Consider the following 23,970-nt stretch of genomic DNA (forward strand, 5'->3'; position numbering starts at 1 on the left):
GACTGAATCCGGGATGACGGATGTGGACGGAGGTCACCGCGCCTGCTCCAGCGCGGCGAGGATCGCGGGCACGTCATCCTCGCGGATATCGCCGACATGTTGCAGCACGATGCGGCCCTTGCCGTCGATCACGAACGTCTCCGGCACGCCCGACGAGCCGAGCGCCAGCTGCACCGAACTTTCGCGATCATTTCCGATGCGGGCATAGGGATCGCCGTTGCGCTTGAGGAAGCCCTGCACCGCCGCGGGCGTATCGCGGATCGCGACGGCATCGATCGGCACGCCCATGCGCTTCAGCCGCATCAGCATCGGCGCCTCGGCGATGCACGGGATGCACCAGCTGGCGAACACGTTGAGCAAGCGCGGCTGGCCCTGTTGGAACGTGGCACTGCCGAGGCCGGGCTTGCCCGGCACGATCGCGCCCAGCGAAAAGGCAGGCAGCGGCTTGCCTATCAGCGCCGAGCGCACCGTGCGATCGGCCGGCCGCACCAAGGCCATCGCCACGACGGCGAAGACGAGCGCGAAGCCGAGCAAGGGCAGCCAGACGGTCGAGCGCCTCATGCATATCTCTCCCGCAGCACGGTCTTGCGGTCACGCCGGACGCGGCCGAGCAGCGACAACAGGCCGCCGAGCGCGATCAGCCCACCGCCGAACCAGATAAACGTCACGAACGGCTTCCACCAGAGGCGCAGCTGCCAGCGCCCCTGCCCGTCGGGTGCGCCCAGCACCGTGTAAAGCTGGCCGTCGAGCCGCGTGGCGATGGCGGATTCGCTCGTTGTGGTAGGAGGCGAGGAGAAGAAGCGCGATTGCGGGCGCAGCACGAACCAGTCGCCATCGTCGCCGCGGCGCACGCTGAGCCGCGCTTGCAGCGCCGACCAGTTGGCGCCGATCACCGGGGCAATGCCATCCAGCCGCACGGTATAGGGCCCGACCTTGTGTGGTTCGCCGACGCGCGCGGCGACCAGTGTTTCCTGAGTAAAGGCGCTGTCCGAGGCCATGCCGGCGAGGCTGACGGCGATGCCGAGATGCGCGATGACCATGCCCCAGGTGAACAAGGGCGTGCGGCGCAGATTGCGCTTCCACAGCGGCGCAAGGCTGGCAGCGGCCAGACCGGCGGCAAGCCCAAGACCGAGAAACGGCAGGATGCCGATCCCGCCGGTGATCATGAAGATGCCGGCCATGGCCAAGGCGGCAACGGCGATCGGCAGCATCATGCGCTCGAGCGCAGCCTGGCCATCATCGCGGCGCCAGCGCAGCAGCGGGCCGACCGCCATGACGGCGACGAGCAGCAACGCCACCGGCCCCGCCGCCTTGTCGAAGAAAGGTGGGCCGACCGAGAGCTGCACGCCGAACGCGGACGCGACGATGGGGTAGAGCGTGCCGATCAGCACGATGCCGAGGATGACCGAGAGCAACAGATTGTTGGCGACCAGCGCACCTTCGCGGCTGACCAGTTCGAACGTCGAGCCCTGCCGCACCGTGCCGATGCGCAGACCGAACAGCAGCAGCGCGCCGCCGATATAGAGGAGCAGCAAAGCGAGGATGAAGCTGCCGCGCGTCGGATCGACCGCGAAGGCATGGACGCTGGTCAGGATGCCCGAGCGGACGAGGAACGTGCCGACCATCGACATCGAGAAGGCGACCACGGCGAGCATCACCGTCCAGGCGCGCAGGCCATCGCGCGTGGCCAGCACGCTGACCGAGTGGAGCAAGGCGGTGGCCGCGAGCCACGGCATCAGCGAGGCATTCTCGACCGGATCCCAGAACCACCAGCCGCCCCAGCCGAGCTCGTAATAAGCCCAGTAGCTGCCGGCAGTGATGCCGAGCGTCAGGAATATCCACGCACCCAGCACCCAGGGCCGCATCGCGCGGGCAAAGGCCGGGCCGACATCGCGCGTGACCAGCGCCCCGACGGCAAAGGAGAAGGCCACCGAGATGCCGACATAGCCGATGTACAACGTCGGCGGGTGGAAGGCTAAGCCTGGATCCTGCAGCAGCGGATTGAGCCCCTGCCCGTCTTCCGCCGCGGGGATGAGCCGGGCGAACGGGTTCGAGGAGAACAGCAGGAAAGCATAGAAGCCGAGCGCGATCGCCGCCTGCGCCCCGAGCGTGGCGATCAGCGTGGCACGCTGCAGGCTGCGTTCGATAATAGCGATGGTCGTGCCGGAGAGGCCGAGGATCGTCACCCACAGCAGCATCGAGCCTTCGTGATTGCCCCAGGCGCCGGAGAATTTGTACAACAGGGGCTTATCCGAGTGGCTGTTGGCGGCGACCAGCTGGACCGACATATCGGAGCGCACGAAGAGCGTGATCAGCAGCGCCATCGCCAGCAAGGCGAGCAACCCCTGCACCACCGCCACCGGGCGCACCGCCGCCAGGATGTCCGCGCCGATCCCCTCGTCTTCGACTGGCTCAGCGCCGGAAGACAGGCGCAACCCGACGATCGCGAGCAGCAATTGCAATCCCGCCAAGGCGGCGGCAAGCCACAATGCCGCAAGACCTGCCTCGGCGATCACGGCTCGAGCGTCTTCGTCTCGTGCATGGCACCTTGTGCGGTCTTGGCGACCTGCGGCGGCATGTAACGCTCGTCATGCTTGGCGAGCAGATTGCTGGCGGTGAAGCTCCTATCGGCGTTGAACATGCCTTCGGCGACCACGCCCGATCCCTCGCGGAACAGATCGGGGGTCACGCCGCGGAAGCTGACCGGCACGGTGGCCGTGCCATCGGTGACGACGAAGCGTATGGAAACGCCATCGGCCTGGCGGACCAGCGACCCCTGCGCGACCATGCCGCCCAGTCGCACCGCGCGGCCGACCGGCGGGCCGGCCTTGGCGACATCGCCCGGCGCGTAGAAGAACGCGGCCTGATCCTTGAGCGCGGAGAGCGCCAGCCCACTCGCGCCGAGCACGGCGACGAGCGCGAGCAGCGCGAGCGTGAGGCGTTGATGTTTGGGCTTCATGGGCGCTCCGCCCGGCGCATCGCGGCATAGCTGAGCAGCGCGAGCAGCGCGCCCGCGCCGAGCACCACGGCATAAGCGGCGATGACGAACGGCCAGGGGTTCATGCCGCCATCCGCCGCATCCGCGCCTCGGCCTTGGCCAGCGCCAGCATCGTGCGCATGCGCATCAGCACGATCGCGGCGAAAAATAGCGTGAAGCCGATCAGCGTGAGCCACAGCGGCCACAAAATCGATGCGTCGATGCTCGATTGAGTCAGGCCGATGCTCTGGCCCTGATGCAGCGTGTTCCACCATATGACCGAATAGCGGATGATGGGGAGCAATACCGAACCCGCCACGCCGTATAAAGCGGGGATACGCCCATCACCGCCGCGATCGGCATCCGCGCGGGCCAGCGCCATATAGCCGAGATAGACGAAGAACAGCAGCAGCATGCTGGTCAGCCGCCCATCCCATTGCCACCACGTGCCCCAGGTCGGGCGGCCCCAGATCGATCCGGTGGCAAGGCACAGCGCGGCAAATACCGCGCCGGGCAGCGCGATGGCGCGCGCGGCGACGGCGGCCAGCGGATGCCGCCAGACGAGAAAGACGATGCTGGAAATGGCGATGCCGCTCCACCCGCTCATGCCGAGCCATGCGGCCGGCACATGGATATACATGATGCGTACCGTCTCGCCCTGCAGATAATCGGGCGGGGTCAGCGTCAGCCCGGCCCAGCTGCCGAGCAGAATCAGCGCCGCGCCGGCGAGCAACAGCGCCGGGGTCAGCGGGCGCGCGATCTTGAGGAAGCGCGCAGGATTGGCAAGGGCATGAATACTGGGCACTGCGCGCACGTTAGAGCGAGTTTCGATGCTACTCAACTGTGCGCTACGCAATAAGCTGCGCCCCCGAGCATGACGATGATTTGCCGAGGGATGACGCATGAAACGATTGGTCGCGTTCGATCTGGATGGCACGCTGGCCGAGAGCAAGCAGGCGCTGGCGCCGGACATGGCGGCGCTGCTCGCCGATCTGGCGGGCCATGTCGCGGTGGCGGTGATTTCGGGCGGTGACTGGCCACAGTTCGAAAAGCAGATCGTCGCCCGGCTGCCGTTGGGCGCCGATCTCACCAACCTGTTCATCATGCCGACCACGGGGACCAAGCTGTATCGCTGCACCGACGGCGTCTGGCGGCAGATCTATGCTGATAACTTCACGCCCGCGGAGCGCGATCGCATCCTGACGGCGCTGGACGATGCGCGGCAGCAAGCGGGCCTGGCCAACGAAAAGATCTGGGGCGAACAGATCGAGGATCGCGGCAGCCAGATCACCTTTTCCGGGCTCGGCCAGGAAGCGCCGATCGACGCCAAGAAGGCGTGGGATCCCGATTTCGCCAAGCGCAAGACGATGCAGCGCATCGTGCAGGGGCAGCTCAGGGGCTTTGCCATCAATGTGGGCGGATCGACCTCGATCGACATCACGCGCCAGGGCACGGACAAGGCGAGCGCGATGCGGGCACTCGCCGCTCATTCGGGCATTGCCACCGCGGACATGCTGTTCCTCGGCGACGCGATCTATGAGGGCGGGAATGATTATGCCGTGAAGGCGGCGGGGATCGATACGATCACGGTGCGCGATCCGGCCGAGACGATGACCGCGATCGCGGCGATGCTGGCGTTCTTGGGATGATAGCTCCCCTCCCTGCAAGGGAGGGGCTGGGGGTGGGTAGGACCTTTCCGGCCCCCTGGCGTCAGCGCGGGCGTCGACCCACCCCCTGCCCCCTCCCTTTCAGGGAGGGGAATAGGCTTAGCCGCGCCCGATCAGGCGCTGGGCGATCTGGTCGGCGACGTCCGAGCTCGGTGCGCCGCTGCGGTCCGCCTCGTCCCACACTTCGCTGAGGCGCGCCGGGATACGTTCGATGCGCGCGAGCACTTCGGCCTCGTCGCCCTGACCGAGATATTCGAGCCCGACATTGATGATGCCGCCGGCGTTGATCACATAATCCGGCGCATAGAGAATGCCGCGCGCGGCGAGCCGCGCGCCATCTTCGCGAGTCGCCAGCTGGTTGTTGGCGCCGCCGGCGATGATCCGGGTGTTGAGCGCGTCGATCGACTGTTCGGTGAGGATCGCGCCCAAGGCGTTGGGGCTGACCACGTCCGCCTCGACCGCGAGAATGGCGTCGGCCGCCACCGTCTCGGCGCCGAGTTCGGCGGCCAAAGCGGCGGCGCGATCGGCGTTGACGTCCGCCAGCGTGAGCCGCGCGCCATCCTTGGCGAGCAATTTGGCGAGCCCGCCGCCGACGCTGCCGACGCCCTGGATCGCGACATGCACGCCCTGCATCGTATCGGCGCCGAGGCCGCGCTTGGCCGCCGCCTTGACGCCGAGATAGATACCGTACGCGGTGTACGGCCCGGGATCGCCACCCGCGCTGCCCGCCGCGACCGGCAGGCCGGAGACGTGGCGCGTCTGCGTGGCGATGACCTTCATGCGCGCTTCGGACATGCCGACATCTTCCGCCGTCACATATTTGCCGCCGAGCGATTCGACCGCGCGGCCGAACGCCTCGAGCTGACCTTGCGTGATCGTGTCGCCGGGATTGGCGGCGAGCACGACGCCCTTGCCGCCGCCCATCGGCAGCCCAGCCATGGCATTCTTGAAGCTCATCCCGCGCGACAGACGCAGCGCATCGGTGATCGCCTGATCGCTATTGGCATAATGCCAGAAGCGCACGCCGCCGGCGGCGGGGCCAAGATTGGTCGAATGCACCGCAATCACCGCCTGCAGCCCGGACGCGGCATCGGTAAACAGGTGCACGCCTTCGTGCGCGTCGAAGTCGGGGAAGCCCCAATTGGCGGTCATGATATGATCTCTGCGAAAAGAATGGGGCGACCGACGGGACTTGAACCCGCAACATCCGGCATCACAAGCCGACGCTCTAACCAATTGAACTACGATCGCCGCAGAGCGAGCGCCCCTAGCGGGTACGGGGTGGCGGCGTCAAGATTGCGCGGCGTGTTTAGAAGCGCATCGCCACAGAAACACCGCCAGACCTGGTATCGCCCCACGGCACGACGCGGATGTTGGGGTTGAGTTTTTTGGTCAGCAGCAGGCCGGACGCCTCGCCGATCGCCGCGCCGGCCAGCACATCACCCCAGTGGTGACGTTTGGCCTCGACGCGGGAGATGCCGACGAACGCTGCCAGCGCCTGCGCCGGCAGGCCGATTTTCCAGCCGTAGCGATTATGCAGCGTCGCCGCCGCAGCAAACGAGGCGGAGGTGTGGCCCGAGGGGAAGCTGCGCTGATCGCTGCCATCGGGACGGCGGGCTTTTACGGTTTCCTTGAACACGGTGGTGATCAGGAACGCGCTGCCGAGGCTAGCCAGCGCCTGCACATCGCCCTTCCAGTCCCCCTTGACGGCGGGGAGCGCCAGCGCGGTGACGACCAGCGCGTCGCGGGCGATGCTGCCGCTTTTGTCCCAGCCATCCGTGTCGCGCGCTGCGGTGGGGGTTGCCGACATCATGCTCGCCGCGCAGGCCATGATTGTTACCGATGCGCGCATGCCGTATCTTCCGCTTGTTAAAATGTGCCTTCGACAGCCAGCGTATAGCCAGCGGCGGTCGGACGGAAGCCGCTCAGCACCAATTTGGCGCCGGCCGCGGGGTCGCTGGGTTGCACCGAGATTTCGGCGCGAAAGCGGCCGGTTTGCCACAGGCGGATGGTGGCCGCTTCGGTGCCCGACTGGCTAGCGAGCGGGAGCAGCAGCGCGCCCGAATCGCATTTGGCGGTGCCGCTCATGCCCTGGCTGAGCGCAATGCCGCCGATATCGCCTGACAAGGTTGCACGCACCCTGCCCTCGGCACGCGCGCAATTGCCATCCTGAAAACGCACGCTGACATCATCGAGATCGATGCCGGTGACCGGGACCGGCGCAAACACCGTGCCGGCAGAGAGCGACGCCGTCATGTCGTCCAGCCCGATGCTGTGGCGGCTGATGCCGATCGCGCCGTGCAGCGGACGGACGTCTTCGCGCCCGTCGAGCGTGACGCGCGCGCGCCCGACGAGCAACTGCACCGGCGAGAGCTGCGCGCGCAGATCGCCGACCGCGAGATCGCCGAAGCGCGCCTCGCTGAGCGATCCCCACCATACGCTGCCCTCCACCGCCCGCGCGGTGAGGCCCTGTTCGCCAACGCCGATCCAGCCGAGCACCAGCCGCATCGGCAAAAACGCCAGCAGCGCCATGACAAAGGCGGCGGCAAACAGCAGCCCCGGGCCGGTGGTCAGACGAATGCGTCTCATATGCCCCGCGCTCTCAGCGTCATCTGTGCGGCGACGGTCTGATCGCCATTGTTGGTCATGTTGAGCGAATCGACCAGGATGCCGGCGCGCTCAAGCTCGCCGATCCAGCCAAGCAAGGCGCCGGGCTTGGCCGAGGTGATGGCGATCTGCACGCGATCATTACCCATCGGCGTGGCCAGCGAGAGCGGGAAGCCCGCCTCGTTGGCGCGCAGCCGGATCACCGTATCAAGCGGCGCGCCGAGCGCCGCGGGGCGATCGCGCTGCAGATCCTGCAGCACCGCGAGCCGCGCCTGCGTTTCGCCCAGCCGCACCACCGCGCCGGCGTGGCGCTCCCTGGCCGAGGACAAGGCGTCGGTCACGGGCAGGATGATCCCCGCCCAGATCACCGTCAGCAGCGCCAACCCGGCCATGGCGAGCAGCATGCGTTTCTCACGCAACGAGCGCCCATCAAACCAGGTGCGGAATTGTGCAATCATGGCGTGCTCACCGTCAGCGTTCCCGAAACGCGGCCATTGGCGGCCTCCAGCGTGCTCAGCCGGGCCACGAAGCCCTGCGCAATCACGCGGTTGCGCAGATCGGTCGCCGGCCCCTCGCCCGGCGCGGAGATCGTCGCGCGGACGTCGCCATTGGGATCGAAGGCCAGCGCCGTCACTTCGCTGCCCGGCACGGCGCGCACCGCCGAGAGCAAGGCCGCTGCGGTGCGGCTGAACCCTAGCCCCCCGCCGCGCAGCCGCGACAGCCGCTCGGTCAGCTGGCGATCGGCATCGTTGACCGTCTCGCCGCGCGGCAGACCCTGGCGGGCGAGCTGATCGGCGCGCTGCTCCAGAATGTCGGCGGCGACATTGTACTTGAGGATCGACACCAGGCTGATGATCAACGTGACGGTGAGGATGGCCAGCGATAGCCAGCCGAGCCGGCGGATCAGCCCCCAATCGATGGCGAAGCGCCGCCGCCGCGCGAATTGCCCCTGCCGCAGATCGAGCGCGGGATCGGCCACCGCGGCGACGATGGCCGCTTCCAGCGCGTCGCGCTCCAGCACCGTCGGGGCGACGCCGCCGGTGATCAGCTCGGTCAGCCGTGCTTCGTCGGCGAAACCGCTGGTGGGCCCGCGCACGACGCCCTCGCCGCCAAGATCGGCGCGCAGATAGCCATCCTCAGGGCGCGGCAACAGCATGGGCGCGGGCAGGACAGCGGCCGGATCGACGCCTTTGGCGGCCAGCGCGGCGAGCCAATGATGCATCTGCCGCGCCGAGACGACGCCGATCGGACGCTCGGCATTATCGCCCTCGCGCCCGACCGCGACGTGCAACTCGGTGATCGGCGTGGCGCTGGCATCCGCCGCGAGCAGCCGCGCCGCAGCGACCGATTGCGCCGGGGAACGATCCGGCAGCTCTGCCCAATGCAGCGTTACCGCATCGGCCGGCACGACGGCGACGGGCGGCGGCGCATCGGGATCGAGCCCCTCGGGGAAGCCCTCGCCCCGCGCCTGTACGACATCGTCCGCGATGCGCAGCCAGCGCCACGGCAACTCCGCGGCGGGCAGGAACAGGACCAGCGTGTCGCTCATGACGGCTCCCCCCAGGAGCGCGACACCAAACGTGCCGGTAAGATAGTGGCATCGATCATCGAATGTTGCTCAAGCTCGGTGCTGCCCAGCGCGACATCGACCTGCAGCGCAAACCAGCGCGTTGTCACGCTGGTCTGCGCTGTGGCATCAGGCGAAGGCGTGATGGCGCTTTGCGCGGGCAGCTTCCAGAAAGCTTCAGTGCTTTCGAAGCCTTGCGGTGGGCGCTTGAGCAAGAACTGACGCGCGGCTTCCACGCTCAACGTATCGGGAAGCAGCATTGCGAACAAAGGGGCCTGCTCCGGCAAGAGAGTGTTGACGTTGATTTCGGCGGGCTTTGCCACGGGCAACGCGCACAGCCAAGGGCGCAGCCGTGCGTACGTCTCGGGCGTGACGCCGGCGACCGCGCGCAACTCGCTGATATCGGCCATCAGCGTGTTGGCGGTACGATAGGGCACGGCCGCGCCGGTATAGGCATTGTCCTCGGCGCCGGCGGCAAGCGGCGCGGTGTCGCTGTCGATCCAGTCGGTCGCGGCATCGGCAATGCCATCGGTGAGCGATGCTGGCACGCCGACAAGCCGCATCAGGCGCGAGAACTGCACCTGTGCACCGGGATTCATGATATAAGTGCCAGCCTCCGCTTGGCGTACTAAGCCATTGAGATTAAAACAATTTCCGCCATCGCGCACGCGCGCGGTAGCGCGCCCGCCGGGGATCGGCAGGCCGAACGGCTTGCCGCTCCACCCGCCCACCAGGGTCACGCGTTTGCCGGCCTGGCCCAGCATCGTGGTGACGCGCGCGGCGGCCAGCGTTTCCGCGGCGTAGCCATAAGCGCGTGCCTGTTCGATGGCGGCGGCATTGCCGGCGAGGCGCGTGGACAGGCGCAATTTCTCCAGCGCGGTGGCCGCCAGAACGGAGATCACCGCGACGAGCAGCAGCACCATCAGCAGCGCCGCGCCGCGTTCGCGCGGGGGATGATCAGCCGGCATTGGGCGTTACCGTCGGGCGATACCCCGAGCCGACCAGAAAGAGCTGGCGGAATTCGATGCCGTCGCTGCGCAGGATGCGCAGTTCGAGCGCCTGGGGCAGCGGGGCGCGCGGCGTTCCTTGCCAGCGATCGGCCCAGGCCCCGTCGATGCGATAGCGCAGCGCGACCTGGCGGACATTGCCGAGCAACGCGGCTGGCGGCAGGGGCTCGGCGCCATCGAGCATGGGATATGCGATGCGCTCGAGCATAGTGTCGGTCAGTCGATATTCGACCTTTTGCTCGCTGGCGCGGCGAGCATCATCGAGATTGCTCCAGCCGCCACGCACAAAGCGCAGCATCGGCACGGCAGTCGACCCGGATTCGCCGGTGAAGGCGGGGAGCAGATCGCCGGCCTCGTTGCGCGTCTGGCGCAAGCTCGCTTGGGCAAGATCGGCGGACAGCGCCGAGGACAGGCGGTTGAGCGCGGAGACATCGTCGAGCTTGTCGCCGGTGGCACCCTGCGCCCGCACGCTGAACGCCAGGATCGCGACCCCGGCGGCGGAGAGGATGCCGAAGATCATCAGCGAGATGAGCATCTCGACCAGCGTGAAGCCGCGCTCGCCCCGGATCATGACGTGGTGACCGAGGCGGGTTGCGTCGCCGGGCGCACTACGGTGAGGCGGCCCTGCACGGTACCGCTGGCGTCGGCGACGGCGACTTCGATGCGCAGGATGCGGATGTCGCCGGTCGGCGTGGTGACGCGCGTCCACGCCCAGCTGCGGCCGCCATTGGTTTCCTGGCCGCTGGCCTTGCCGATCGCCGGCGGGCCAGTGTCGGTCAGCGCTTCGATCGCCACGTTGCGCGCGACCATCTGCGCTGTGAGCGTGGAATCGAGCATCGTCGCGCCGCGGATCGTGGCACCTTCCAGGCGGATCAGCGCCATTGCAGCCAGGCTGAACACGGCGAGCGCGACCATCATTTCGATCAGGGTGAAGCCGTTTCGCCTAACCACCGACGCGGACCGATCCGTCGATGCCGATATGGACGATCTCGCTCTGATCATCGCGCGTCAGCCGCACATCGAGCGGTTTATCGGCAAGACCGGTGGAATCGAACACGACGCGGTCGCGCTCGGCGGTGAGCGTCGGAATGACGCCCTTGCCCCATTGCGACACGCGCAGCGGCTTTTCGGAAATCGGCTGCCATTGGCCACGGGTGCGCTGATCAAAGCCGTAACCGCCAAGCGACACCCACACACTGACCGGGCGTGCCTCGACGATCGCCGAATCGTGCGCCGCGCGCGTGCGCGCCGCGAATGTCGTCGCCTCGTCGAACAGCCGACCGCGTGGATCAGGCATCGTCAGCACCGCGATCGCCGAGGCGAGGCCGATAATGGTGACGACCACCATCAGCTCGATCAGCGTGAAGCCGCGCTCGGCCCGGCGCATGGATATGGCGCGGCGTTCGTTCACCTTACTGCCAGCTGGTGATATCGGCGTCGGTGCCCTCGCCGCCATCCTTGCCGTCGGCGCCGAGCGACCAGATATCGACCGCGCCGTGCGTGCCGGGCGAGGCATAGAGATAGGGACGATCCCATGGATCGTTGGGCAGCTTCTTGAGATAGCCGCCCTTCTGGAAGCGCGACGGATCGGCCAGCCCCGCGGGCGGCGTGATCAGCGCCTGCAGACCATCCGAGGTGCTGGGATAATTGAAGTTCTGCAGCTTGTACATTTCGAGGCCACTCTCGATCGTGGCGATATCGGTGCGCGCCTTTTCGACACGCGCGCGGTCACCGCTCGGCAATACGTTGATCGCAACGATCGTGGCGAGGAGCCCCAGGATGACGATGACGACCATCAGCTCGACGAGCGTAAAGCCCTCCTCCTGATGGCGACGGCAACGGCGCTGCTGACGATCGGGCGTGGTGGTATCGGTAAGCATGACTAACCTCATTGGCCGGCGAGAGTGTTGAGCTGCAGGATCGGCAGCAGAATGGCGAGCACGATGGTGGCGACGATGCCGCCCATCAGCACGATGATCGCGGGCTCGAGCAGCGACAGCGCGGTGGCGGTGAAGCGATCGAATTCGCGTTCGAGATAATCGGCCGCCTTTTCGAGCATCTCGTCGAGCCGCCCCGCCGCCTCGCCCGAGGCGGCGAGATAGGTCAGCAGCGGCGGGAAGACGCTGGTGCGGCGCATCGCGGCGGAGAGACTGCCGCCGCCACGAATGGCATCGACGATCTCGTCGGACGCGGCGCGCAACCGGCGATTATGGATCGTGCCGGCGGTCAGCGTCAGGCCTTCCAGCAGTGGCAGGCGGCTGGCGACCATCGTCGAGAGAGTGCGCGCCATGCGCGCGGCATGCAGATCGCGGATCAGGCGACCGAGCAAGGGGATGCGCAGCAGCCGCGTGTCGAAGGCCAAGCGGATAGCGGGCTGCTTGAGCGCCTGCCAGGCGAGCAGCCCCCCCGCCACGATGCCGAGCAGCAGCACCCACCAGTAGCCGACCAGGAAATCGGACAGGCCGATGACGAGGCGCGTGAGCAACGGAAGCTCCTGCCCGACCGTGTCGAACTGCTCGACCACCTGCGGCACGACGAACGCCATCAGCGCGGTGACCACGGCGGTGGCGACGAGCGACAGTACGGCCGGATACGCGAGCGTGGTGATGACCTTGCCATTGATCTCCGCCTGCCGCTCCAACAGGATCGACAGCCGTTCGAGGATGATCGGCAGCGACCCCGAGCGTTCGCCGGCCGAGACCATGGCGCGGTACAGTGGCGGGAAGCTCTTCGGTTCACGGCCCATGGCCTCGGCCAGGCGACGGCCTTCCATCACGCCGCTATGCACCGTGGCGACGATCGCGCGGACACGCTCCTGCTCGGTCTGCCGGGTGATGGTGCGGAGCGATTCCTCGAGCGGCGAGACCTGGTTCAGCGTGGCGAGCTGACGCGTGAACAGTGTCAGATCCTTGACGCTCATCTTGTTGCGGCGGAACGACAGGCCGGTGACGAGGGGCTGGCCGCGCGCCGGCGCGCCGGAGCCGGGTTCGATCCTGACCACATACAGCTTACGCCGATCGAGCGCGCTGCGCGCGGCATCGATCGACTCCGCCGCGATATGCCCGCGCTTTTCGGCGCCGGCGGTGTCGATCACGAGATAATCGAAGTCAGCCACCGGCCCCGTCCTCGGGCACCACGATCAGCGGCGCTTCGATATCCGCCATGTCGCGCCGGGACACGCGCACCGCCTCTTCCGGCGTGGTCTGGCCATCGCGGACCAGTTGCCGCGCGGCCGAACCGAGATTGGGCGAATGGAGGAAAGCGTGCCGCGCGATGATCGATTCGTCGCCGCCATCGTTGATCAGGCGGCGGATCGTCTCGTCGATGCGGATTGCCTCGAACACGCCGATGCGGCCCTTGAACCCGGAATGCGAACACTGCTCGCAGCCGACCGGTTCGTACACCACGGTGCCGGGATCGAAACCGAGCAACGCCGATACCGAACCTTCGGCCTGGACCGGCCTGCGGCAATGCTCGCACAACCGGCGCACCAGCCGCTGCGCGATCACCGCGCGGAGCGTGGAGGCGAGCAGGAACGGCTCGATCTTCATGTCGCGCATGCGCGTGATCGCGCCGACCGCGTCGTTGGTGTGGACGGTGGAGAGCACGAGATGGCCGGTGAGCGAGGCCTGCACGGCGATCTCGGCGGTCTCGCGATCGCGAATTTCGCCGACCATCACGACATCGGGATCCTGGCGCAGGATCGCGCGCAAGCCGGCGGCAAACGTCAGCCCGACCTTGGGATTGACCTGCGTCTGGCCGACGCCGTCCATCGCGTACTCGACCGGGTCTTCGACCGTCAGGATATTGCTGCTGCCGTCATTGAGCGTGCGCAGCGCGGCGTACAAGGTGGTCGTCTTGCCCGAGCCGGTCGGGCCGGTGACGAGCACGATGCCGTTGGGCTCGGCCAGCGCTTCCTTGAGTATCTTGTTGATCGCCGGGGACAGGCCCAGCACGTCCATGTCGATCCCGGCATGGTCCTTGTCGAGGATACGCAGCACGACGCGTTCGCCGGCGCGGCTGGGCAAGGTCGAGACGCGGACGTCGAGCAATTTGCCGCCGAGCGTGAGGCCGATGCGGCCATCCTGCGGCACGCGGCGCTCGGCGATATCGAGCCGCGCCATGACCTTGATACGGCTGACCACGACCGGCGCGACATGCGGCGGCATGCGCAGCGTTTCGCGCAGCACACCATCGATGCGCATGCGCACGACGAGGCCGCTTTCATACGGCTCGACGTGGATGTCGGACACGCCGTTGCGCGCGGCATCGGCGATGATGCCGTTGATCAACCGGATCGCCGGGGCATCATCCGCCGTATCGAGCAGATCGTCTGCGGTGGGCATATCGCTGGCGAGCATATCGAGTTCATCGCCCAGCCCCAGCGTGCCCGCGGCGACCGCCGCGGCCTGGCCGTCCATCGCGTATCGATCCGAGAGCAGGCGATCGAATTCTTCTGCGGCGACGAATTCCACGTCGAAGGGGCGCGCGAGATGGCGGCGCAGCTCCAGTAACACCTTGGGATCGGAGCCGGCGCGCATGGCGATCGCCGCATGGCTGCCTTCATGGTCTTGCAGCACGACGCCGAAGCGGCGCGCGAAGGCGTAGGGAATAGCGAGCATTTCGAGCGGAAGGACGAGCGGTTCGGGGATAACGATCGGATCGAGCACCGGAGTGTCAATAAGAGCAGTGGCCGCCCCCATGCTGAGCGCGTCGTTATGCGACGCTGCGATATCTCCGGCGACACTCATGAGACGGCCTTTCTCATCAACGCTTCCCCGGCGCAGGCCGGGGCCCAGTCGTGGAACAGAAATGGGCTGGCGTTGCGCATCTTTACAGCACCCTTACCGACTGGGCCCCGGCCTTCGCCGGAGAAGCGTACCAGGGGCAAGCGCTGCAGGCGATTGCGCATCATGTCACTGCCCCTTCGGACGGATGATCTTAGTCGAATTGCGCTGGATCGGCACGGCAATGCGCGGATCCTCGATCGCGCCATCGCGGCCAGCAGGCGGCAGCGGGGCCGCGGCACCCAGATAATCGCGCACCAACTGATCGATGCTCGGCTCAACATCGGGGTTCTGCCCCGCCTGCTGCAAGCGCAAATAGCCATAGCGCTGTTCGGTCACGCGGCGCTGATCCTCGGCCGAGCGCAGGATCGTCGGACGAATGAACACCATCAGATTGGTCTTGTTGCGTTCCTTGGCCTTGGACCGGAACAGCGCACCGATCCCCGGCAGATCACCGAGCAGGGGGATCTTCTCGATCGTGCGCCGCTCGCTGTCGCTGAGCAGCCCGCCGATCACCGCGATCTGGCCATCGTCGACGGTGAGCGTGGTTTCCACCTCGCGCTTGTTGAGGATCAGATCGCTATTGTCGCTGGAGACGGGACCGGCGATGCTGCTGACCTGCTGATGCAGGAACAATTTGATCGCGCCGGACGAATTGACCTGCGGCTTGACCTCCAGCTGGATGCCGACATTCTCCCGCTGCACGGTGCGGAAGGCATTGTCGAAATTGTCGGACAGCGCCTGGCCCGTGGTGATCGGGATTTCCTGCCCGACCAGGATGCGCGCTTCCTGATTGTCCAGCGTCGTGACCGAGGGCGCCTGCAGCAGGTTGGATGTCGTATCACTTTTGATCGCGTTGATGATCGCGCCGAAAATGGCATCCTTGCCGATGTTGAACGCGCCGCCGCCAAAGCCGCCGGTGGCGCCCAGAATCGAGCTGATCGCCGATTGCGCGAGGGAATCGCTGACCGCCGAGTTGGTGCTGGTGGTGACGGTCCCGCCATTGATCGTCGTCGTCGTGGTGTTGAGCGAGCGGGCGCCAAGCGCGCCGGCGATGGTCAGCAGGTTCGGTGCCGAATTGCTGTAAGTGCTGGCAAAGCTCGGGATACCGCTGCCGGGGAGCCCGGCGAGCAGGAATTGCACGCCCAATTTGCTGGCGGTGGAATCCGACACTTCGGCGACGATCGCCTCGACGAGCACCTGTTCGCGCCGCGTGTCGAGCTGGCGGATGACATCGGCCAATTGCCGCTGCACTTCGGCGGGCGCGGCAATGACGATCGCGTTGGCACCGGCAAAGCGCGTAACGACGGAAGCGGTGCGGCCGCCATCAGCGACAATCGCCGCCTGGCCCGTGCCGCCGCTCGCCGCCTGCTGCTGCGGTTGCGGCTGCGCTTGTTGCTGGATGACGCTTGGCTGATTGGCGGCGCTGTTGCCGGTGCCGCCGAAGTTGGAGCGCGACAGCTGGTTGCCGCCGCTGGTTGGCTGCGTCGGCGTCTGGCCGACGAGCTGCTGCAACACGGGCAGCAACTGCTCGGCATCGGCATTTTCGAGGAACTGCACCTTGATCTCGGTGCCGTTCTTGGCGCGGGCATCGAGATCCTGCGCGACAGCGGCGAGCCTGGCGACGCTCTGGGCATCGCCGCGCAGCGCGATTGCGTTGGAGCTGGTGACGGCCACGACGCTGACGCTGCCGGTGCTGCCGCCCTGCCCGCCCGATTGCCCGCCGGCGCCGGCCAGCGCCGTTAGCGCGGTGGCGATTTCGCGCGCGCCGGCATTTTTCAGCGCGATCACCCGCGTTGCCGCATTATCGGTATCGATGCGGCGCACGACTTCGCGCACGCGCCGCACGTTATCGGCGAAATCGACCACGACGAGACTGTTGCCGCCGCGATTTGCGGTGACCGAGCCTTGCGCGCTGACCAGCGGCCGCACCGTATCCAGCGCCGAGCTGGCATCGATCGCGCGCAGGCGGATGATTTCCGTCACATAGCTGTTGCGCGCGGCACCGCGCGAGCCGATCCGGCTCGGCTGCGCCGCGGCATTATCGGTCGGCTGGATTCGGAACGCGCCGCCCGACGTGGGCACCGCGATGAGCCCGTTGGAGCGCAAGGTGGAGAGGAATATCTCGAAATATTCCGAGCGACTGAGCGGCCGATCGGTAACGACGGTGACCTTGCCGGTTACCCTGCTGTCGATGATGAACGTCCGCCCGGTGACCTTGGCAGCATCAGCAATGAAGGCGCGAATATCCGCATCGCGCACGTTGAGCGTGGTCTGCGCGAGCACCGGCCCGGCCAGCAATACGGCCAGCACCGGTGCCAAAATCAGTTTTTTCATTGGCCCGCTATCGTAAGGGAGAGAGGAAGTGTGTCGGTGCCGCGCTCTACCGTCATCGCCAGCGTGCCGCCATTGCCGAATTGCGCGGCGAGCCGCTCGATATCGCCGGGGCCGCTGACCGCGCGACCACCGATCGCGGTGACGACATCGCCGTCACGCAGGCCGGCGGCGCGGAACGCTGCCCCGGACCCTTGCGAGCGCACGACGAGGCCGCTGACCCGCCCGCCATCGACTCGCGGGATAAAGCCGATATCGCTTTGTAGCTGGCTCAGTTTGACGCCTGCATCCCCCGCCGGCGCACCCGCCGACGCGGGCAGCGCGCCGCCGGCGGGCAGCGCGCCCGGCGCCGGCGGCGTGACCGGCGTGGCCCCGCCCGACTGATCGAGGAACAAATCCTCCGCCACGCCGCCGCGATCCACGGTGACATGATCGAAGGCCACCGCTTTAAGCCGCACGCCGGGGACAATCTCGTCGCCCACCGCGACGCTCATCTGCACGCCATCCGGGCCGGCGATGATCGCCGAGCCGCCGCCCACCGCCTCGTCGATGCGCGTGCCGTACAGCGTCAATTGCAGCGAGGTGACCACGGTTGCCTGGCCGGTGGCAGGCGCCGAGCGGAAGAACGGATCGAAGCCGCGCAGGATCTCGATCGGCGAGCCGGCCACGCCGGGCTGCGCCGGACGCCACGCGCCAAGCGGCCCGACCGGCGTGACAATCACCCACAACAACCGCGCGCATTGCACCGCCAGCACGCCGAGCAACACCAGCTCGAGCGCGCTATACAGATTGGTGCGCGGCCACCGCCGGAGCAGGCGGCGCGCGCGGGCGTCAAGAGCGAGGCGCATGGCGAGAAAAACCCTTCGGAGACGCTGCTACGGGCCGAGTGTTACAATCGCGCGGCAAAAGTGTGAAGCTAATGCGGCACCTGTCTACACTGGCCAGTGCCCGCGCGATTTGGCAGACTGTGATGATGGCAATTGTTCCCGATCATGGCTGCGGCCATCCGAGCGACGAGATGGTCGCGCATCTGCGTGCGCAGCCTGGCATACAGCGCGTGCCCAGCCCGAAACTCGTGCTGTTCGTGCGCAAGGCGTTCCTTGAGCCCGATCTGTGCGCGACCATCGCGGGCCTGGTCGATGCGCAGCGGCGCCCCTCGACGATCGCGGACGCCAATGGCGATCCGACCTTTCGCACCAGCGAGACGTGCGATCTCGATCCCACGCATCCCGCGGTGATCGAGGTGGAAGCGCGGATCCGCGCGCTGACCGGGCTGGCGCCCACGCATGGCGAACCGATGCAGGGCCAGCGCTACGCCGTGGGCCAGGAGTTCAAGGGCCACACCGATTATTTCGATCCCGGCGGCGCGGATTTCGCACGCTATTGCAGCGTGGCGGGGCAACGCACCTGGACGGTGATGATCTATCTGAACGAACCCGAAGCGGGCGGCGCAACGCGCTTCAAGACGATCGACAAGATCGTCCAGCCCGAAACGGGCAAGTTGCTCGCGTGGAATAATCTGCGGCCGGATGGCTCGCCCAATCCGGCAACGATTCATCAGGGGATGAAGGTGCGCAGCGGAGCAAAATACGTGATCACAAAATGGTTTCGCGAGCGCGAATGGGGGTGATGCGCCGATAGCGAAGCGGTTTCGCGCCATTGCTTGCGGCAAAAAGCCCGTCACCATGAATGCGGTTCAGGATGACGGTGGGGGGAGAGGAAGTGCCCCCGCCCCCGCCCCCGCCATCTTTCTTACAGCTTGGTGCTCAGCCCGATCGTGAAGGTACGGCCCAGGCGATAGGTGTTGACGTCGACGCGCGTGCCATTGTCGAACTTCTGAAATTCCTGGAACTTGGTGCCGCTCAGGTTGCGACCTTCCAGCTTCAGTTCGAATTCCGCCCCGCGCAGCTTGAAGCCCTGGCGTGCGACGATGTCGAACTTGACGCCCGGCTTTTCGACGATGTCGGGCAGGAAGCCACCGGCGATCGGGCCACGATTGGTGACACGTTCGCTGGCATACGTGAACAGGAAGGTGAGCTGTGAAACGGTGCCGACCTTGCGGTCGATGCCGATCTGCGCGTTGACAAGGTGATCCGACTGGCCCGTCAGCGGCGCGCCATCGCGGAACAGTTCGTTGGCCGGCAGGAATACCGGCACGCCGCTGCCATTCTGGATCGGGCTCGGCACGAGCTCGGTGCCGACCTTCAATTTCGACTGCGTGTAGGTGTAGTTCGCGATCAGCAGCAGGCGGCGACCGGCGAAGAAATCGCTGCCGAACGCGTCGTCGAGCGGGATATATTTCTGCGCTTCGAATTCAGCACCGTAGAGATCGGCCGCCGGCGCCGAGGAGAAGCCGGTCTGCAGCGGCGACGTATCGTTGGGGAAGAAGCCGATCTGCTCGATCGGGTTCTTGATGTGCTTGTAAAAGCCTGCCGCCGTGAAGCGCTGATCACGCCCGAAGAACCATTCGTAGCGCGCCTCGGCACTGGTCAGCTGCGAATCCTTCAGCTGCGGGTTGCCGAAGAATTGCCGATCGGAATCGAAATCGCGGTACAATTGTGGGGCGAGCTCGCGGAACTGCGGGCGCGCGATCGTCTTGGAGCCATGCACGCGAAACTGCATGTCGGGGGCGAAATTCCACGTCACCGTGGCGGCCGGCAGGAAATAGTCGTTGTCGAGCGTGGTGCCCTGGAACGACGTGCTGCTGGTCGTTACTTCTTCCTTCGCGGTTTCGTAGCGCACGCCGACCGTGGCGCGCAGCCCGTCGGCGATTTCGCCTTCGAGCTGGCCGTAGCCGGCATGGATGCGGAGCGATGCATCATATTGTGCCGCGCCGTCAGCGCCCGATAGGTTGAACAGACGGATGCAGCCGCCGCCATCATTGGCTGCGCAGGCACCGTTGATCGATCCGCTGCTCAGCAGATAATCCGGCCGCTGATAGCTGTACGGCGCCGGCAGCGCGGACTGATCGAACGTGCGATACTGGAAGTTGAGACGGGTCGAGGTACGGTCGCTATCGCTGTAATAATAGCCGGCGGACGCCGTGATCGGGCGCGCGGTGGGCAATTTATAGCTGAAATCGGCCTGTCCGCTGTACAGATCCTCGTTGAGCGAGCTGAACGCGACAAAGGCGCTTTCGCCAAGCCCGTTGAGGTTGTTTTGAAACAGCTGCGCATTTTGATCGAAGCGATAGCTGAACGACCGCTCGTATGGCGAATCTCGCTTGGTATTGGCATAGGAACCACGCAGATCGACGCCGAAATCGCCGAACTTAAACTCGCCGGTCAATTGCGTGTCGATCAGCTGGCGCGCGAACCAGTTGGTATTCTGCTGCATGATGCGATCGCCGCTGCTGTTCGGATAGACCGTGGCAGTGGCGAGGCGGCCCTGCTTCAGCGTGTCGTGCAGATAGATGTTGGTCCAGCGCACCTTGTGCTCGCCGAAATCGGCGCCGAGCCCGAGCAGCGCATTGGCGACGATGCGGTTATCGGTCAGGATCGTGCGGAAATCGCTGCGCAATGCCCCGTTGGCGTCGACCGTGTCCTGCTGCGTCGATTCACGCGTGCGGAAGCCGTTGCTGACGCTGCCCGAGGCGATCACGCCAATGCGCGCGCCACGAAGATCGAAGCTGTGGCCCAGATTGAGCTCGCCCGAAAAGTTCGGCGGCAAATCGTCGCTCTGCTGCAGCAAGGTGGTCGGCGCGCCGGACATCGTGGCGATCTGCGCCGAGCTATATTGCGGTGCCTGCGCGCCGCCCGCCTTGATGAAGCCCGGCACGGTGCGTTCACCGCTATCGAAACCGATGAAATCCAGGCTGCCGCCATCATAGACGTAGCCCAACTGGCCGGTGCTCGCGCTGTCATAGCCGACCGACGCACCGAACGAGAGGAAGCTCTCATCGGGCACGCCCTTGGTCGTCAAATTGATCACGCCGCCGCCGAATTCGCCGGGATAATTGACCGAATAGCTCTTCTGCACCAGTGCGCTGGCGACGATGCTGGTCGGGAAGATGTCGAGCGGCACGGTACGGCGCAGCGGCTCGGGCGACGGCAAGGGCGATCCGTTGAGCAGCGACGACGAGTACCGATCGCCGAGCCCGCGCACGAACACGAAGCCGCTGCCGACGACGCTGAGGCCGGTGACGCGCTGCAGCGCGCCGGCGATGTCGCCTTCACCGGTACGCGCGATATCCGCGGTGGAGAGAACCGAGATCACTTCCGGCGTGGCGCGAATGGCGTTCGGAATATTGCGACCGACGACGACGATGTCAGCGCCGATATCATCGCCCGCCCCCGGCGTGGAGATCTCGACCTGCTCTTCCTGCGTTTCCGGTGTCTGCCCAGCGGCAGGATCGACCGTGACGGTGGCCGGCGGCGATGCCGTCTGCCCGCCAGGGGAGGCCTGCGCGAGCGCCGCTGGCGCCACCAGGCTGGAGGAAAGAAGCAGCAGCGATCCGAATGCGAGAGGCTTGGCCATCGTTAATATCCCGATTGGGTAGATACGGCGAATGCCGGGGCGTGGTGTTCGCCCCGGCATCCACTGGTCGGCTGGGCGCTAGAGGCTCAGGCGTTGTTGCAGGCGAAGTATACCGAGCGGAATACGGGCGGGCCGTCCTCCTCGATCGTCGTCGGCACCGCACCCGTGCCGCCGGCCGGGCGGATGGTCGATTTGCCGCCATTGGCCTCCGTACCGGCAACCATGTTGAGGCACGGCACGACCGATTTCACGATGCCGTTCATGAAGGTATAATCCGCGCCGCCGCGCAGGCGGATCGCCGCCGGGGCATTTGCCGTCTGGATGAAGGTGAAGTTGGCGAGCTTGCCCTTCTGACGCGGGATGAAGTCTTCATTGCCGTTCGAGTCGATCTCGCTTGAGAACGAGTCGGTGGTGGCGCCGCCGACCTTCTGCGCGACGATGGCGAACTGCACCATGCCCTGCCAGCCGACATCGGTATCCAGACCATCATCATCCGAACCGGTCAGCGCCAGATATTTCAGATTGCTGCGGCCGCCGAAAATCTCGATGCCATCGTCCGAGCTGTTGTGCACCTGGATGTGATCCAGCGTGGTGCCCGAACCGGTACCGCCGAGCGTCAGACCCTGCAGCTCGTTGCCTTCGGAAATCGCGATGCCCGAATAGCGAATCTGGACATATTGCAGCGTGCCGCTGTTGTCTGCCGCCGTGGCGCCGCCGTACAGCGCGTTGCCCGTGCCTTCGACGACGTTCTGGCAATTGGCCGCACCGCCGGCGATGCCGGTGGCATTACAGTTCGAAATCTGCGCCTTGCCGGTGAGGATGATCCCGCCCCACTGGCCCTGCGTCGCATCACCATTGGAAGCCGAGTTCAGGTTCTGCTGCGAGGTGAAGATGATCGGGGCGGTTGCCGTGCCGATCGCATTCAGCCGCGAACCGCGATTGACCACGAGGTAATCATTGGCCGCGTCGCTCGAGTTCGACACGATCAGGCTGCCCGCCGCAAAGGTCAGCGTCGCGGCGGCGCCGCCAGCGGCCGTGCCGTCACCACCCGTATCGACACCGACATCAACGCGACCGTTGATCTGATACGCGATGCCCGCAATCGCCGGGAGCGACAAATTGCCGCTGACCAGAGCCGGGAGGACGCAGAGGCGATAATTGGTGTTGGTGCCGGCTGCGGTCGTGCCTGCCGGGCAAGCGGTTGCCGCCGGCGTAGCTGTCGCAGCGATGGTTGGCACGGCCGAGCACGACCCGCTGGTGCTGCCGAAATTGGCAGTCGAGGAATTGCAGGTCCAGCCCTGGTACCAGGTATCGCCGGCCGGGTTGACCGCGCCGATATAGCTGGTCGCCACGAAGAACGGATTGATCGTTGAGGCGTTGAACGCGGTTGCCGTGGCGGCCGCACCGATTGGCAGGAAGCCGTTCAGCGGGTTCACGCCGCTCAGATTGTTGTTGGTGCCAGCGTTGACGACCGCCAGCTGCTCGTCACGCGTAACGGTGATGCCGCTCTGCGCCGTCTCGGCGAAAGCCGCGATCGCCGATGGGGCGGGCGTTGGCGTGGGCGTGGGCGTCGGGGTCGGCGACGGTGCTGGCGTGCCGCCGATCACGCCACCGGGCGAAGCAACGCCGTCTGCGCCATCGCAAGCGGCAAGCGCGAGTGCGGCAGTGCCGGTCAACAAAGCGAGGCTGATGCGCGTAAAGCTGGCCATGAAAATCTCCGAGTCCGGCGCTGCCGGGTTAAACCTGCGGGCGGATGCCCTTGCGGCCGACTCGGTTATCCCCCTGTCGCCCCGCAATGTTGCGCCTAGGCGGCATTCGTGACGGGCGGACGCGGTTTCCAAGACGATATGATTGCGGTGCAATGACGGATTTGTGACATCCGTTACAGAATCATGACGATTGCGCACCTCGCAGTGGCAAGATTGACCAGAACGCAAGCCACCCAGATCAAATGCAAAAACCCGCCGGCCTTGCAGCCGACGGGTTTTGAAAAATGGTGGGCGCGACAGGGATTGAACCTGTGACCCCACCCGTGTGAAGGGTGTGCTCTACCGCTGAGCTACGCGCCCGCTGACGGCCAGCTCCATTAAGAGGGGGCCATCAACGCAACGGGGCGACGTTACCGCCGCCCCGATGTCATCGCCTTAGAGCGCCGGCGGAGGCTTTGTCCACCCCCAGCGCGACGAAAACCGCTTAGTTGACCGCGTCTTTTAGGCCCTTGCCGGCCTTGAACTTGGGCTGGGTCGAGGCCTTGATCGTCATTGGCTCACCGGTGCGGGGGTTGCGGCCGGTCGATGCCTTGCGCTTGCTTACGGAAAACGTGCCGAAGCCGACCAGGCGGACTTCATCGCCCTTCTTAAGCGATGCGGAGATGGCTTCGAACACAGCCTCCACCGACTTGGTCGCGTCGTTCTTGCTCAGCCCGGACGCATCCGCGACCGTGCCGATCAATTCCTGCTTGTTCATGCCCAAAACCCCCGCTTACATAACTACGAAAAATGATTCCCGGCGCATAGCCGGTGGTTCAGTAAGGCCGTACTTACCGAGC

23 protein-coding genes and 2 tRNA genes are annotated in these 23,970 nt (G+C 66.2%); 2 read left to right on the forward strand and 23 right to left on the reverse strand.

Annotated elements, in window-relative coordinates; translation table 11 throughout:
* Positions 1-33: 33 nt before the first annotated feature.
* The 4 genes from ABC969_RS01705 to ccmC all read right to left on the reverse strand — a co-directional run bounded on the left by ABC969_RS01705 (position 34) and on the right by ccmC (position 3,782).
* Positions 34-561: a DsbE family thiol:disulfide interchange protein gene (locus ABC969_RS01705; RefSeq protein ID WP_345862532.1), complete on the reverse strand. Its 528-nt coding sequence runs from the start codon at positions 559-561 to the stop codon at positions 34-36.
* On the reverse strand, positions 558-2,516 hold the full coding sequence (locus ABC969_RS01710; protein WP_345862534.1) for a heme lyase CcmF/NrfE family subunit: 1,959 nt from the start codon (positions 2,514-2,516) through the stop codon (positions 558-560). Before ABC969_RS01710 ends, ABC969_RS01705 begins: the two co-directional genes overlap by 4 nt.
* A complete protein-coding gene (gene ccmE / locus ABC969_RS01715; protein ID WP_345862536.1) occupies positions 2,513-2,959 on the reverse strand; it encodes a cytochrome c maturation protein CcmE in 447 nt (148 codons plus the stop codon). The genes ABC969_RS01710 and ccmE overlap by 4 nt, the downstream gene beginning before the upstream one ends.
* 100 nt (positions 2,960-3,059) lie before the next feature.
* A complete protein-coding gene (gene ccmC / locus ABC969_RS01720) occupies positions 3,060-3,782 on the reverse strand; it encodes a heme ABC transporter permease CcmC (RefSeq protein ID WP_345862538.1) in 723 nt (240 codons plus the stop codon).
* A gap of 97 nt (positions 3,783-3,879) precedes the next feature.
* Here ccmC and ABC969_RS01725 point away from each other — a divergent pair, with 97 nt between their 5' ends.
* The gene (locus ABC969_RS01725; RefSeq protein ID WP_345862540.1) at positions 3,880-4,626 is read left to right on the forward strand and encodes an HAD-IIB family hydrolase; all 747 of its coding nucleotides are present in this window, start codon (positions 3,880-3,882) and stop codon (positions 4,624-4,626) included.
* 117 nt (positions 4,627-4,743) lie between these two features.
* On the opposite strand, the gene ABC969_RS01730 is transcribed toward ABC969_RS01725, so the two are convergent.
* From ABC969_RS01730 to ABC969_RS01800, 15 genes are all read right to left on the reverse strand, one after another.
* Positions 4,744-5,796: a Glu/Leu/Phe/Val family dehydrogenase gene (locus tag ABC969_RS01730; protein WP_345862541.1), complete on the reverse strand. Its 1,053-nt coding sequence runs from the start codon at positions 5,794-5,796 to the stop codon at positions 4,744-4,746.
* Between the two features lie 22 nt (positions 5,797-5,818).
* Positions 5,819-5,895 (reverse strand) — tRNA-His (locus ABC969_RS01735).
* A 58-nt stretch (positions 5,896-5,953) separates the two neighbouring features.
* Positions 5,954-6,496: a phosphatase PAP2 family protein gene (locus tag ABC969_RS01740; protein WP_345862542.1), complete on the reverse strand. Its 543-nt coding sequence runs from the start codon at positions 6,494-6,496 to the stop codon at positions 5,954-5,956.
* 17 nt (positions 6,497-6,513) lie between these two features.
* Positions 6,514-7,233, reverse strand: a complete 720-nt coding sequence (locus ABC969_RS01745; RefSeq protein ID WP_345862543.1) for a type II secretion system protein N — start codon at positions 7,231-7,233, stop codon at positions 6,514-6,516.
* Positions 7,230-7,709: a type II secretion system protein GspM gene (gene gspM, locus ABC969_RS01750; RefSeq protein ID WP_345862544.1), complete on the reverse strand. Its 480-nt coding sequence runs from the start codon at positions 7,707-7,709 to the stop codon at positions 7,230-7,232. The genes ABC969_RS01745 and gspM overlap by 4 nt, the downstream gene beginning before the upstream one ends.
* Positions 7,706-8,800 carry a type II secretion system protein GspL gene (gspL, locus tag ABC969_RS01755; protein ID WP_345862545.1) on the reverse strand — a complete coding sequence of 365 codons (1,095 nt, stop codon included), beginning with the start codon at positions 8,798-8,800 and terminating at the stop codon, positions 7,706-7,708. Before gspL ends, gspM begins: the two co-directional genes overlap by 4 nt.
* Entirely contained in the window at positions 8,797-9,786 is a 990-nt protein-coding gene (gene gspK, locus ABC969_RS01760; RefSeq protein ID WP_345862546.1) for a type II secretion system minor pseudopilin GspK, read from the reverse strand. Before gspK ends, gspL begins: the two co-directional genes overlap by 4 nt.
* Positions 9,776-10,396: a type II secretion system minor pseudopilin GspJ gene (gene gspJ / locus ABC969_RS01765; RefSeq protein ID WP_345862547.1), complete on the reverse strand. Its 621-nt coding sequence runs from the start codon at positions 10,394-10,396 to the stop codon at positions 9,776-9,778. The genes gspK and gspJ overlap by 11 nt, the downstream gene beginning before the upstream one ends.
* Positions 10,393-10,776 (reverse strand): type II secretion system minor pseudopilin GspI, encoded by a 384-nt coding sequence (gene gspI, locus ABC969_RS01770; RefSeq protein ID WP_345862548.1) that lies wholly within the window; start codon positions 10,774-10,776, stop codon positions 10,393-10,395. Before gspI ends, gspJ begins: the two co-directional genes overlap by 4 nt.
* Entirely contained in the window at positions 10,769-11,236 is a 468-nt protein-coding gene (locus tag ABC969_RS01775) for a GspH/FimT family pseudopilin (protein ID WP_345862549.1), read from the reverse strand. The genes gspI and ABC969_RS01775 overlap by 8 nt, the downstream gene beginning before the upstream one ends.
* 1 nt (position 11,237) lies before the next feature.
* Entirely contained in the window at positions 11,238-11,705 is a 468-nt protein-coding gene (gspG, locus tag ABC969_RS01780; RefSeq protein WP_345862550.1) for a type II secretion system major pseudopilin GspG, read from the reverse strand.
* Positions 11,706-11,713: 8 nt separating this feature from the next.
* Positions 11,714-12,940, reverse strand: a complete 1,227-nt coding sequence (gspF, locus tag ABC969_RS01785; protein ID WP_345862551.1) for a type II secretion system inner membrane protein GspF — start codon at positions 12,938-12,940, stop codon at positions 11,714-11,716.
* Positions 12,933-14,447, reverse strand: a complete 1,515-nt coding sequence (locus ABC969_RS01790; RefSeq protein ID WP_380808974.1) for a GspE/PulE family protein — start codon at positions 14,445-14,447, stop codon at positions 12,933-12,935. Before ABC969_RS01790 ends, gspF begins: the two co-directional genes overlap by 8 nt.
* Before the next feature lie 294 nt (positions 14,448-14,741).
* A complete protein-coding gene (gene gspD / locus ABC969_RS01795; RefSeq protein WP_345862552.1) occupies positions 14,742-16,949 on the reverse strand; it encodes a type II secretion system secretin GspD in 2,208 nt (735 codons plus the stop codon).
* Positions 16,946-17,794 (reverse strand): type II secretion system protein N, encoded by an 849-nt coding sequence (locus ABC969_RS01800; protein WP_345862553.1) that lies wholly within the window; start codon positions 17,792-17,794, stop codon positions 16,946-16,948. The genes gspD and ABC969_RS01800 overlap by 4 nt, the downstream gene beginning before the upstream one ends.
* A 122-nt stretch (positions 17,795-17,916) precedes the next feature.
* On the opposite strand from ABC969_RS01800, the gene ABC969_RS01805 reads away from it, so the two are divergent.
* Entirely contained in the window at positions 17,917-18,576 is a 660-nt protein-coding gene (locus tag ABC969_RS01805; RefSeq protein ID WP_345862555.1) for a prolyl hydroxylase family protein, read from the forward strand.
* 122 nt (positions 18,577-18,698) lie between these two features.
* Here ABC969_RS01805 and ABC969_RS01810 read toward each other — a convergent pair whose 3' ends face one another.
* The 4 genes from ABC969_RS01810 to ABC969_RS01825 form a co-directional block, all read right to left on the reverse strand.
* Positions 18,699-21,422, reverse strand: a complete 2,724-nt coding sequence (locus ABC969_RS01810) for a TonB-dependent receptor domain-containing protein (RefSeq protein WP_345862556.1) — start codon at positions 21,420-21,422, stop codon at positions 18,699-18,701.
* Between the two features lie 86 nt (positions 21,423-21,508).
* Entirely contained in the window at positions 21,509-23,131 is a 1,623-nt protein-coding gene (locus tag ABC969_RS01815) for a hypothetical protein (RefSeq protein WP_345862557.1), read from the reverse strand.
* Between the two features lie 285 nt (positions 23,132-23,416).
* A tRNA-Val gene (locus ABC969_RS01820) sits at positions 23,417-23,491 on the reverse strand.
* A 124-nt stretch (positions 23,492-23,615) separates the two neighbouring features.
* Complete coding sequence (locus tag ABC969_RS01825; protein WP_345862558.1) at positions 23,616-23,888, reverse strand: HU family DNA-binding protein; 273 nt, start codon at positions 23,886-23,888, stop codon at positions 23,616-23,618.
* Positions 23,889-23,970: the final 82 nt, after the last annotated feature.

The organism is Sphingomonas qilianensis (assembly GCF_039614825.1).
Lineage (GTDB): Bacteria > Pseudomonadota > Alphaproteobacteria > Sphingomonadales > Sphingomonadaceae > Sphingomonas > Sphingomonas qilianensis.

Coding starts and splice junctions, on each gene's coding strand:
- ABC969_RS01705 (WP_345862532.1), bottom strand. CDS start 561: ATGAGGCGCTCGACCGTCTGGCTGCCCTTGCTCGGCTTCGCGCTCGTC.
- ccmE (WP_345862536.1), bottom strand. CDS start 2,959: ATGAAGCCCAAACATCAACGCCTCACGCTCGCGCTGCTCGCGCTCGTC.
- ABC969_RS01725 (WP_345862540.1), top strand. CDS start 3,880: ATGAAACGATTGGTCGCGTTCGATCTGGATGGCACGCTGGCCGAGAGC.
- ABC969_RS01730 (WP_345862541.1), bottom strand. CDS start 5,796: ATGACCGCCAATTGGGGCTTCCCCGACTTCGACGCGCACGAAGGCGTG.
- ABC969_RS01740 (WP_345862542.1), bottom strand. CDS start 6,496: ATGCGCGCATCGGTAACAATCATGGCCTGCGCGGCGAGCATGATGTCG.
- ABC969_RS01745 (WP_345862543.1), bottom strand. CDS start 7,233: ATGAGACGCATTCGTCTGACCACCGGCCCGGGGCTGCTGTTTGCCGCC.
- gspM (WP_345862544.1), bottom strand. CDS start 7,709: ATGATTGCACAATTCCGCACCTGGTTTGATGGGCGCTCGTTGCGTGAG.
- gspL (WP_345862545.1), bottom strand. CDS start 8,800: ATGAGCGACACGCTGGTCCTGTTCCTGCCCGCCGCGGAGTTGCCGTGG.
- gspK (WP_345862546.1), bottom strand. CDS start 9,786: ATGCCGGCTGATCATCCCCCGCGCGAACGCGGCGCGGCGCTGCTGATG.
- gspJ (WP_345862547.1), bottom strand. CDS start 10,396: ATGATCCGGGGCGAGCGCGGCTTCACGCTGGTCGAGATGCTCATCTCG.
- gspG (WP_345862550.1), bottom strand. CDS start 11,705: ATGCTTACCGATACCACCACGCCCGATCGTCAGCAGCGCCGTTGCCGT.
- ABC969_RS01790 (WP_380808974.1), bottom strand. CDS start 14,447: ATGCTCGCTATTCCCTACGCCTTCGCGCGCCGCTTCGGCGTCGTGCTG.
- gspD (WP_345862552.1), bottom strand. CDS start 16,949: ATGAAAAAACTGATTTTGGCACCGGTGCTGGCCGTATTGCTGGCCGGG.
- ABC969_RS01800 (WP_345862553.1), bottom strand. CDS start 17,794: ATGCGCCTCGCTCTTGACGCCCGCGCGCGCCGCCTGCTCCGGCGGTGG.
- ABC969_RS01805 (WP_345862555.1), top strand. CDS start 17,917: ATGATGGCAATTGTTCCCGATCATGGCTGCGGCCATCCGAGCGACGAG.
- ABC969_RS01810 (WP_345862556.1), bottom strand. CDS start 21,422: ATGGCCAAGCCTCTCGCATTCGGATCGCTGCTGCTTCTTTCCTCCAGC.
- ABC969_RS01815 (WP_345862557.1), bottom strand. CDS start 23,131: ATGGCCAGCTTTACGCGCATCAGCCTCGCTTTGTTGACCGGCACTGCC.
- ABC969_RS01825 (WP_345862558.1), bottom strand. CDS start 23,888: ATGAACAAGCAGGAATTGATCGGCACGGTCGCGGATGCGTCCGGGCTG.